General features: G+C 70.9%; 11 protein-coding genes. 4 read left to right on the plus strand and 7 right to left on the minus strand.

Features of this window, described 5'->3' with window-relative positions; genetic code table 11:
* Positions 1–181 precede the first annotated feature (181 nt).
* Both MTO99_RS08100 and MTO99_RS08105 read right to left on the minus strand, forming a co-directional pair.
* Entirely contained in the window at positions 182–1,300 is a 1,119-nt protein-coding gene (locus MTO99_RS08100) for an aminotransferase class V-fold PLP-dependent enzyme (RefSeq protein WP_243558292.1), read from the minus strand.
* Between the two features lie 60 nt (positions 1,301–1,360).
* Positions 1,361–2,149 carry an isoprenyl transferase gene (locus MTO99_RS08105; RefSeq protein ID WP_243558293.1) on the minus strand — a complete coding sequence of 263 codons (789 nt, stop codon included), beginning with the start codon at positions 2,147–2,149 and terminating at the stop codon, positions 1,361–1,363.
* 73 nt (positions 2,150–2,222) lie between these two features.
* Between MTO99_RS08105 and trhA the strand changes: the two genes are divergently transcribed.
* On the plus strand, positions 2,223–3,029 hold the full coding sequence (trhA, locus tag MTO99_RS08110) for a PAQR family membrane homeostasis protein TrhA (RefSeq protein ID WP_435520814.1): 807 nt from the start codon (positions 2,223–2,225) through the stop codon (positions 3,027–3,029).
* 125 nt (positions 3,030–3,154) lie between these two features.
* On the opposite strand, the gene MTO99_RS08115 is transcribed toward trhA, so the two are convergent.
* Positions 3,155–3,457 (minus strand): hypothetical protein, encoded by a 303-nt coding sequence (locus MTO99_RS08115; RefSeq protein WP_243558294.1) that lies wholly within the window; start codon positions 3,455–3,457, stop codon positions 3,155–3,157.
* 72 nt (positions 3,458–3,529) lie between these two features.
* Between MTO99_RS08115 and MTO99_RS08120 the strand changes: the two genes are divergently transcribed.
* Positions 3,530–3,970 carry a DUF4307 domain-containing protein gene (locus MTO99_RS08120; RefSeq protein ID WP_243558295.1) on the plus strand — a complete coding sequence of 147 codons (441 nt, stop codon included), beginning with the start codon at positions 3,530–3,532 and terminating at the stop codon, positions 3,968–3,970.
* A gap of 60 nt (positions 3,971–4,030) precedes the next feature.
* Positions 4,031–4,522: a transcription elongation factor GreA gene (gene greA / locus MTO99_RS08125; RefSeq protein ID WP_243558296.1), complete on the plus strand. Its 492-nt coding sequence runs from the start codon at positions 4,031–4,033 to the stop codon at positions 4,520–4,522.
* Between the two features lie 30 nt (positions 4,523–4,552).
* Here the strand turns inward: greA and ilvA are convergent, their stop codons facing one another.
* Entirely contained in the window at positions 4,553–5,791 is a 1,239-nt protein-coding gene (gene ilvA, locus MTO99_RS08130) for a threonine ammonia-lyase (protein WP_243558297.1), read from the minus strand.
* On the minus strand, positions 5,788–7,065 hold the full coding sequence (locus tag MTO99_RS08135; protein WP_243558298.1) for an AI-2E family transporter: 1,278 nt from the start codon (positions 7,063–7,065) through the stop codon (positions 5,788–5,790). Before MTO99_RS08135 ends, ilvA begins: the two co-directional genes overlap by 4 nt.
* Positions 7,066–7,176: 111 nt before the next feature.
* Between MTO99_RS08135 and MTO99_RS08140 the strand changes: the two genes are divergently transcribed.
* A complete protein-coding gene (locus MTO99_RS08140) occupies positions 7,177–8,379 on the plus strand; it encodes a winged helix-turn-helix domain-containing protein (protein WP_243558299.1) in 1,203 nt (400 codons plus the stop codon).
* A gap of 103 nt (positions 8,380–8,482) precedes the next feature.
* Here MTO99_RS08140 and MTO99_RS08145 read toward each other — a convergent pair whose 3' ends face one another.
* Both MTO99_RS08145 and MTO99_RS08150 read right to left on the minus strand, forming a co-directional pair.
* Positions 8,483–9,361, minus strand: coding sequence for a M48 family metalloprotease (locus MTO99_RS08145; protein WP_243558300.1), 879 nt, complete (start codon positions 9,359–9,361; stop codon positions 8,483–8,485).
* A gap of 23 nt (positions 9,362–9,384) precedes the next feature.
* A complete protein-coding gene (locus MTO99_RS08150) occupies positions 9,385–9,951 on the minus strand; it encodes a LemA family protein (RefSeq protein ID WP_243558301.1) in 567 nt (188 codons plus the stop codon).
* Between the last annotated feature and the right edge of the window lie 44 nt (positions 9,952–9,995).

The following is a 9,995-nucleotide window of genomic DNA, read 5'->3' on the forward strand; positions in this document are numbered from 1 at the left end:
CGAGCGGTTCGACCCGGCTCGATCGGACACCTTGTCCGATGCCGCCGACGTTACGACGAGCCGCCGACATCCGCCGCACCGACACGCGTCGGCGAGCGAGTCGTTCACACGGTGTTCACACGAGCCCGGCGGTGCGGAGCATCCGACCGCCCGTCGCCGGGCGCCCGATCAGTACCGCCGCTCAGTACGTCGCCGCGCTCCCGTACGAGACGAACGCCGCGCGCAGCATCTCGAGCGTCTCGGTCGAGGTGGCCGAATGCACGCTGAGCCGCACCGTGCCGAGCCGGGTCGACGCGGTCACGCCGTGGTTGTGCAGTGAGGCGCTGAGCACCGTCACCTGGTCGGCGGGCGGCTCGAGGATCACGATGCCCGCGCGCTCGCGCTCGTCGCGCGAGGAGGCGACCGGGATCGCGAACTCGTCGGCCAGTTCGATCGCCGCGCTCACGTTCTCGGCGACCGCCGCATTGATCGTCTCGACGCCGGTGGCCGCGATCTCCTCGAGCGCCGCAGCGAACCGGGCCTCGGCGATCGGGTCGGGGTTCGTCACGCGGTACGCGCGCGCGTCGGGCGCGGGCGGCGGCACGTGACCCCACGGCTCGGCCTCCTCGGTCGCCGAGAACCCCGAGAACACCGGGGTGAGCCGCTCGAGCGCGCGAGCACTGAGCGTCATGAACCCGGTGCCCCAACCTGCCCGGCACCACTTCTGCCCGCCCGACACGACGACGTCGGCGACCTCCCACGGGGCATCCACCACGCCGAAGCCCTGGATCGCGTCCACGATGAGCAACCGGTCGCCGATCACCTGCCGGATGCCCTCGAGATCGCAGAGGTACCCGGTGCGCGAATCGACCAGGCTCACCGCGACCGCGGCGACGTTCTGCTCCAACTGCTCTCGGATGCCGCCCGGAGTGACCTTGCCGTGGTCGGTCTCGAGCCAGAGCGGCTGCACCGCGTGCAGCGCCTCCTGCGCGCGCACCGCGGCGATGGGCAGGCTCGGGAACTCGTCGGCCGAGAGCAGCACCGTGCCGGTGAGGCCGAACATCGCGTGCATCAGCCCCTGCGTCGTGTTCGGCTGGGCGACGACCTGGTCGGCCGGCACCCGCGTGAGCGCGGCGACGGCGTCGCGCAACCGGGCGTCCTGTTCGTTGATCGCGTCGAGGCTGCCGTGGCGCGCGCGCTGCAGCACCTGGGTGAAGGCGAGCGTCTCCTCCGCGGCCGCCGTCGACAGCGGACCGACCCGACCGTAGTCGAGGTATCCGGGCTCCTCGGTGAATCCGGCGTTGAATGCGTCGAGCGTCACGGCGTTCGTCCTCCTCGTCGCTCATCATGGCAGAAGACGGATGCGCCGGGTCACGCGCGGCTACCCCCCGAAGCGGCGGTGCCGGTTCGTGTAATCGCGCAGCGCCCGCAGGAAATCGACCCGCCGCAAGTCGGGCCCGAGCGCCTCGACGAAGTAGAACTCGCTGTGCGCCGACTGCCAGAGCATGAAGTCGCTGAGGCGCTGCTCGCCCGAGGTGCGGATGACCAGGTCGGGGTCGGGCTGGCCGCCGGTGTAGAGATGCTCGCCGATGAGATCGGGCGTGAGCCGCTCGGCGAGGTCGTCGAGGCTGCGCCCTTCGGCGTGGTGCGCGGCGACGATCGCGCGCATCGCGTCGGTGATCTCGGTGCGCCCGCCGTACCCGACGGCGAGGTTCACGTGCAGGCCCGGTTTGTCGGCGGTGCGGTGCTCGGCGGCGTCGAGCGCGGCGATGAGCGGTTCGGGTAGGCCGGCGTCGCTGCCGACGTGCTGCACCCGCCAGTCGCGGTAGTGGCTGAGCTCCTCGGCCAGTTCGGCGATGATCTCGAACAGGTCGCTCAGCTCGGCGTGATCGCGATTCGAGAGGTTGTCGCTCGAGAGCAGGTAGAGCGTGACCACCTGGATGCCGAGGTCGTCGCACCACTCGAGGAACTCGCGCATCTTGGCGGCCCCGGCGCGGTGGCCGTGCGACACCGAGTCGTACCCGAGCTGCTTGGCCCAGCGGCGGTTGCCGTCGATGATCATGGCGACGTGGCGCGGCAGCACGCCGGGGTCGAGGTCGCGCCGGAGGCGCCGCTCGTAGACCCGGTAGAGGATGCCTCGACCCGAGCCCGGTCGATCGCTGTGCTGCACGCTCCTACGGTACCGCCCGGCGGGATCGGCGCACTCACAGCATCGCGGGACCGCCAGCGCCTACGCTGGGCGCATGACCCCCAAGCGCCAGCGCGACTCCGCGGACCTCGCGACGGAGCTCACCCGTCCGGTCGCCCCCGACGACCCGACCGATCGCGCCATCGCACGCGAGGAGCACGGCCCCGACCTGCCGAACATCCCGCTGCTCGACGCGTCGATCGCCGATCCCGGCGAGCTGAAGCCGACCTGGCGCGGCTGGATCCACGCGGGCACGTTCCCGGTGGCCATCGCGGCCGGCATCGTGCTGATCGCCCTCGCCGAGGGGCCGTGGGCGAAGTGGGCGAGCGCCGTGTTCATGCTCACCTCGATGCTGCTGTTCGGCAATTCGGCGCTCTATCACCGCTTCAACTGGAAGCCGCGCACCAGGGTCATCCTGAAGCGCATCGACCACGCGAACATCTTCCTGCTGATCGCGGGCACCTACACGCCGCTCGCGCTGCTCGCGCTGCCGCCGTCGAAGGGCTTCGTGCTGCTCGGCTTCGTCTGGGGCGGCGCGCTGCTCGGCATCGGCTTCCGGGTGTTCTGGATCCACGCCCCCCGCTGGCTCTACGTGCCGATCTACCTGCTCCTCGGCTGGGCCGCGGTCATGTACCTCGGCGACCTGCTCGACGCGAGCATCGCGATGATGGTGCTCGTGGTCGTCGGCGGTGTGCTCTACACGATCGGCGCGGTGATCTACGGGCTGAAGCGGCCGAACCCGTGGCCGGGGCATTTCGGCTTCCACGAGATCTTCCACGTGTGCACGGTGCTCGCGTTCCTCTGTCACTGGACGGCGACGCTGCTCATCTCGCTCTCGCCCGCCTACCACGCGGTGGCCTGAGCGACCCCGCTCCCTGAGCCCGTCGAAGGGAGCGGCGACCGGGGCGCGGCGACCGGCTCGCTTCGACAGGCTCGCTTCGACAGGCTCAGCGAGCGAAGGCTCAGCGAGCGAAGGCTCAGCGAGCGTCAGCGTGCGGGCGGTTCGCCCGGCGGTTCGGATGCTCCGCCGTCGACGTCCTCGCCGTCGACGTCGCCCGCGAGCTCGGCCTGCGCGGCCTGCTCGGCCGCTTCGGCGTCGAGGCGGGCATTCGCCTCGGCCCGGTAGTTGACCCGCCGGATGCGACGCACCATGTCGAGCACCAGCAGCAGCACGGCCGCCATGATGAGGAACGTGGCGATGAACCCGATGATGCCGGGGGTGACGTCATCGGGGTCGAACTCGTCCTGGTTCGAGGCTGCGACGAGGGCGAGGTTCGCGAGCAGGGGCACGGTGCGGGGTTCCCTTCACGGGCGGATTAGGCTGGTGGCAGCCTAGTCGATCGAGTCCGGAGGGAGCCGGGAGTGAACCCTGCCCAGGCCCCGGGCCCCGAGGCATCCGCCCCGTCGAGTGCCGCGCTCGACGCGCGCTACGGCCGCACCCGGCCGAATCGCACGCGCGACCGGCTGCTCATCGTCGGGGCGGCGGTGTTCGCCGCGATCGTGATCGTCGCGTGGGTGGTGTGGGCCGGCCTGGACGGTTCGACGCCGCAGGTGCAGGCCACCGACCTGGCCCACGAGCTGCTGCCCGACGAACGCGCGGTCGAGGTGACGTGGAAGCTGTCGGTGCCGCCCGGCACCGAGACGGCGTGCGCGATCCAGGCGCTGAACGAGGACTACACCGTGGTCGGGTGGAAGATCGTCGAGATCCCCGCATCGGATGCCCCGATCCGCAACTTCACCGAACGCGTGCGCACCGCGATGGAGGCGAATACGGGTTTGGTCGCCCAGTGCTGGGTGATCTAGAATGGAGGCTTCGCCTCGACAGTCGTCGGGGCGACACGTCTATTCACGGGAGGGTGCGACATGGCGCAGGAAGCCACCGTCACCTGGCTCACGCAGGAGGCCTACGACCGACTCGCCGCTGAGCTCGAGCACCTCTCGACGCACGGCCGCAGTGAGATCGCCAAGCGCATCGAGGCCGCGCGCGAGGAGGGCGACCTCAAGGAGAACGGCGGCTACCACGCCGCCAAGGACGAGCAGGGCAAGCAGGAGGCCCGCATCCGTCAGCTCACCGAACTGCTGAAGACCGCCGAGGTGGGCGAGGCGCCCGCATCGAAGGGCATCGTCGAGGCGGGCACGGTCATCACCGCCGTCATCGCGGGCGACGAGGAGACCTTCCTCATCGGCAGCCGCGAGATCGCGGGCGACTCCGAGCTCGACGTGTTCAGCGAGCAGTCGCCGCTCGGCGCGGCGATCCTCGGCCTGAAGGTCGGCGAGAAGACCAGCTACACGGCCCCGAACGGCCGCGAGATCGCGGTCGAGATCACCGGCGTCGACACCTGGGCCGGCCAGTAGGCGACCCGGAGCGCCCGCGCTGAGCCCCGCTCAGTCGTCGAGCACGACCGGGTCGTAGCCCGCGCGGCGGAGCACCTCGACCACTTCGGCGCGGTGCTCGGGTCCGCGGGTCTCGACCGAGATGTCGATCTCGACCTCCGAGATCTGCAGGCCGCGTCCGTGCCGGGTGTGCAGCACCTCGACGACGTTCGCGTGGGTGTCGGCGAGCAGCCCGGCGACCCGGACGAGCTGGCCGGGCCGGTCGGGCAGCCCGAGCCGCACGGTGAGGTAGCGGCCCGAGGCGGCGAGTCCGTGCGAGATGACCCGCTGCATGAGCAGCGGATCGATGTTGCCGCCCGAGAGCACGGCGACGATGGGGCCGTCGGCGGGTACCTTGCCGGTGAGCAGCGCCGCCACCGAGACCGCACCGGCCGGTTCGACGACGAGCTTCGCCCGCTCGAGCAGCACGAGCAGCGCGCGGGCGATGTCGTCCTCGCTGACCGTCACGATCTCGTCGACCGCGTCGCGGACGATCTCGAAGTTCAGCTCACCGGGCCGGTACACGGCGATGCCGTCGGCGATGGTGGGCACGACGGGCACCTCGCGCCGCTCGCCCGCGGCGAGCGACGCCACGTAGGGTGCCGCGTTCTCGGCCTGCACCCCGACGACGCGGATGCTCCGCCCGAGCTGTGCGGCACGCTGCTTCGCCGCGCTCGCGATGCCTGCGGCCAGGCCTCCGCCGCCGATCGCCACGACGATGGTCGCGGCATCCGGCACCTGCTCGAGGATCTCGAGGCCGAGCGAGCCCTGCCCGGCGATGACGTCGATGTGGTCGTACGGCGGGATGATGACCGCGCCGGTCTGTTCGGCGAAGTCGGCGGCCGCCTGCAGGGTCTCCCCGATCGAGTCGCCCGCGAGCACCACGTCGGCGCCGTACGACTTCGTCGCCTCGAGCTTCGGCAGGGCGACGCCGACCGGCATGAAGATGGTCGCGCGGATGCCGAGCTCGCGGGCGGCGTATGCGACGCCCTGCGCGTGGTTGCCGGCCGACGCAGCGACGACGCCGCGCTCGCGCTCCTCGGGGGTCAGCGCCGAGATGCGGTGGTAGGCGCCGCGCAGCTTGTACGAGCCGGTGCGCTGCAGGTTCTCGCACTTCAGGTGCACCGGCACGCCGAGCCGCCCCGCGAGGTGCCGCGACGATTCCATCGGGGTGCGGCGGGCGACGGCGGACACGATCTCGCGCGCTCGTTCGAAGTCCTCGATCGAGGGACCGGCGATGGTCTCGGTCACGGTCGTGCCTCTTCTCGTGGGTCGGCGGGGGTGGTGAGGGGTTCGTCGCGGGCGAACCCGGGCCGTTTGGGCACGGTGCGCCACAGCGGGCTTCTGGCGGCCACGGCCTCCGGCGGGGCATCCGCCTTCCACGCCCCGCGCGAGATGTACAGCACCATGACGTTGACGACCGCCGCGACGGGCACGGCGAACAGAGCCCCGGGGATGCCGGCGAGCAGCGACCCGGTCGCGACGGCGACCACCACGCCGAGCGGGTGCACCTTCACCGCGGTGCCCATGATGAGCGGTTGCAGCACGTGCCCCTCGACCTGCTGGACGAGCAGGACGACGCCGAGCATGATGAGCGCGATCACCGGCCCGTTGTAGATGAGCGCGACGAACACCGCGAGCGCCCCGGTCACGACGGCGCCGACGATGGGGATGAACGAGCCGAGGAACACGAGGATCGCGATGGGCACGGCCAGCGGCAGGCCGAGCAGGAACGCGCCGAGGCCGATGCCGACCGCGTCGATCGTCGCGACGAGGATCTGCACCTTGACGAAGTTCTGCAGTGTCGTCCACCCCGCCTGGCCGGCGCCGTCGATCGCGGCGCGCGCTCGGCGCGGGAAGACGCCGACGATCCAGTTCCAGATGCCGCGTCCGTCGATGAGGATGAAGAGCGTCGCGAACAGGGCGAGCAGCAGGCCCGCGAGGAAGTGCCCGAGCGTCGAGCCGACCGACAGCGCGCCGCTGACGAGCAGGCCGCTGTCCTGTTGTGCGGACTCGATGATCTGGGCGACCCAGGCGTTCAGCTCGGCCTCGGTGATGTGGAACGGCCCTTCGAGCAGCCAGCCGCGGAAGTCCTCCCAGGCGACGAGGGACTGTGTGACGAGCCCTTCGCTGCCGCGGGCGATGAAGGTGATGCCGAGCGTGAGCAGGCCGCCGACGACGATCAGCGCCGAGAGCATCGCCGCGGTCACCGCGAGCCATTTCGGCCAGCGGTGCCGCTGGAGGAAGCTCGAGAACGGCACGAGGAGGGCGCCGAGCAGCACGGCGACGAGGATCGGGATGACGATGAGCCGCAGCTGGATGACGAGGAACACCACGACCGCCAGCACGCCGCCGACCAGCAGCAGGCGCCAGGACCAGGCCGCCGCGAGCCGCATGCCGAACGGCACGCTCGCTGCGGCGTCGCGAACGGGCTCTGCGATGACGGGCGCCGGCTCGGGCGTTCGGGCGCGCTGGTCGCGCCGTGTCGTGAATCCTCGCCGAGACCGCCCCACTCGCTCCGCCATCGCTCCAGTCTAGGCGCGGTGCATTCCGGGCCCGGCATGCGGGCGGCATGCGGGCCCGGCAGTCGGATGCCACGAGCCGATGTCGGCGGCCGGCGCTAGCGTGGGCGCATCATGTTGGACTCCGTCAGCCCGGCCCTCGCCCGCCGTATCGCGCTCGCCGCGCAGGGGTTCGGGCGCGCCTCCCCCGCCGAGCCGGGCACCCGCGCCCTGGCCGGCCTGCTCGACCGGCTCTCGCTGCTGCAGATCGACTCGGTGAACGTGTTCGAGCGCAGCCACTATCTGCCCGCGTTCAGCCGGCTCGGCGGCTACGACAAGGCGCTGCTCGACCGGCTCACCACGGGTCGGCGCGGCCGCACGGTCGAGTACTGGGCGCACGAGGCGGCGTTCATCCCGCGGGGGCTCTGGCCGCTGTTCGGCTTCCGGCGCGAGGCGTACCGGGCGAAGGGGCACGCGTGGGGCGGCTGGGTGGCCGAGAACCGGCACCTCGCCGACTTCCTCGTGCACGAGCTCGCCGCGAACGGCCCGATGCGTGCGAGCGAGATCGAGCACGACGCGAACGAGCGGCGCGGGCCGTGGTGGGGCTGGAGCGATGTGAAGCGCACGCTCGAGTGGATGCTGCGCACCGGCGAGGTGGTCTGCGTCGAGCGTCGGCGCTTCGAGCGGGTCTACGCGTTGCCCGCCCAGGCGCTGCCGGCCGACCTGCTCGACGCCGAGCCGTCGCACGACGAGTCCGTCCGCGGGCTGGTGGAGCTCGCGGCATCCGCTCTCGGCATCGCGACCCTCGCCGACCTCGCCGACTACTGGCGGTTGAAGCGCGCCGAGGCGGCCCCCGCCGTCCGTGACCTCGAAGACGCCGGGGTGCTGCTCCCCGTCACGGTGCCCGGGTGGACGACGGGGTCGAAGCCGACCCCCGCCTGGGTGCACCGCGACGCACGCCGGCCGCGCCGCATCGACGCGGCCGCGCTGCTGTCGCCGTTCGACCCGGTGGTCTGGTTCCGGCCGCGCGCCGAGCGGCTGTTCGATTTCCACTACCGCATCGAGATCTACACCCCCGAGCCGCAGCGGGTCTTCGGCTACTACTCGCTGCCCGTGCTCGTCGACGATCGGGTCGTGGGCCGAGTCGACCTGAAGAGCGATCGCAAGGCGGGGGTGCTGCGCGTGCAGTCGGCGTGGACCGAGCCGTCGGCACCCGCCGACACGGCGGCGCGGCTGGTGCCCGTGCTCGAGCGGGCGGCGGCCTGGCAGGGCCTCGGCGAGGTCGTGGTGGTCGGCCGTGGCGATCTCTCCCCCGCGCTCGCAGCCGAGCTCATGTGAAAGCCCCCTGAGCCCGTCGAAGGGCGAGCCCGTCGAAGGGAGAGCCCGTCGAAGGGAGAGCAGGGCCCACGGGGCTCGCTTCGACTGGCTCAGCGAGCTCTTCCTAGAAGCTGCCGCCCATCTCGTGCAGCCGCTTCACCCGCTCGGCGATCGGCGGGTGGGTCGCGAACAGGCGGTCCATCGCACCCTTCTTCAACGGGTCGGCGATCCACAGGTGCGCCATCGAGGAGTTCTGCCGCTTCATCGGCCGACCGTACTGCTCGAGCTTCAGCAGCGCGCTCGCCAGCGCGTCGGGGTGCCGCGTCGTCATCGCGCCCGTGGCATCCGCCAGGTACTCGCGCTGGCGCGAGATGGCCAGCTGCACGAGCGAGGCGACCAGCGGCGCGATGAGCATCGCGACGATGCCGAAGATCAGCACGATCGGGTTGCCGTTGTTGTTGCGGTTGCCGCCGAAGAAGGCCATCCGCACGAGCATGTCGCTGATGAACCCGACGGCGACGACGAGGCCGAACACGATCATCGACAGCCGGATGTCGTAGTTGCGCACGTGGCCGAGCTCGTGCGCCATGACGCCCTCGAGCTCGGCGTCGTCCATGATCTCGAGCAGCCCGGTGGTGGCGGCCACCACGGCGTGCTCGGGGTCGCGGCCGGTCGCGAACGCGTTCGGCGCCGGGTCGGACACGACGAACACGCGCGGCATGGGCGTGCCGGTGGCGATCGACAGGTTCTCGACCGTGCGCCAGAGGCGCGGGTGGTCGGCCTTCGAGCGGATCTCGACGGCGCCCGACATGGACAGCGCCTGCTTGTCGGCGGTGAAGTACTGGATCAGCGCGTACCCCGAGGCGACCACGATCGTCACGATGAAGATCGTGAGCGAGTGGTAGATCCAGGCGGCGAGCCACCCGAGCGCGCCGATGATCAGCAGGAAGAACAGGATCGTGAAGACGGTGTTGCGTTTGTTCTTGGCGATCGCGCGGTACATCTGCGGTGATCAGCGCCCCGTGATCAGAACTGCACGCGCGGCGGCTCGGCGATCGCCGCAGCCTCGCTGACCTCGAAGAAGTCGCGCTCGTGGAACCCGAGGTTGCGCACGAACAGGGTGTTCGGGAACACCTTGATCTTCGTGTTCAGCTCGCGCACGCCGCCGTTGTAGAACCGGCGCGAGGCCTGGATCTTGTCTTCGGTGTCGACGAGCTCGGCCTGCAGCTGCAGGAAGTTCTGGCTGGCCTGCAGCTGCGGGTACGCCTCGGCGACGGCGAAGATCGACTTCAGCGCCTGCTGCATGTGGTTCTCTGCGGCGGATGCCTCGGCCGGGCCGTGCGCCTGCAGGGTCTCGGCACGGGCCTTCGTGACGTTCTCGAAGACGGCCTTCTCGTGGGCGGCGTAGCCCTTGACGGCTTCGATGAGGTTGGGGATGAGGTCGGCGCGGCGCTTCAGCTGCACCGTGATGTCGCTCCAGGCCTCGTCGACTCGCACGTTGAGCGTGACCAGCGAGTTGTACGTCGCCCAGAGGTAGATGCCGACGATCGCCGCGAGCACGACGACGATGATGACGGGGATGAGCCATTCCATGGCGCGATGCACTCCTCGGTGGGCGATTCGGACGGTGACCTCAT

It is taken from the genome of Agromyces larvae, assembly GCF_022811705.1.
Lineage (GTDB): Bacteria > Actinomycetota > Actinomycetes > Actinomycetales > Microbacteriaceae > Agromyces > Agromyces larvae.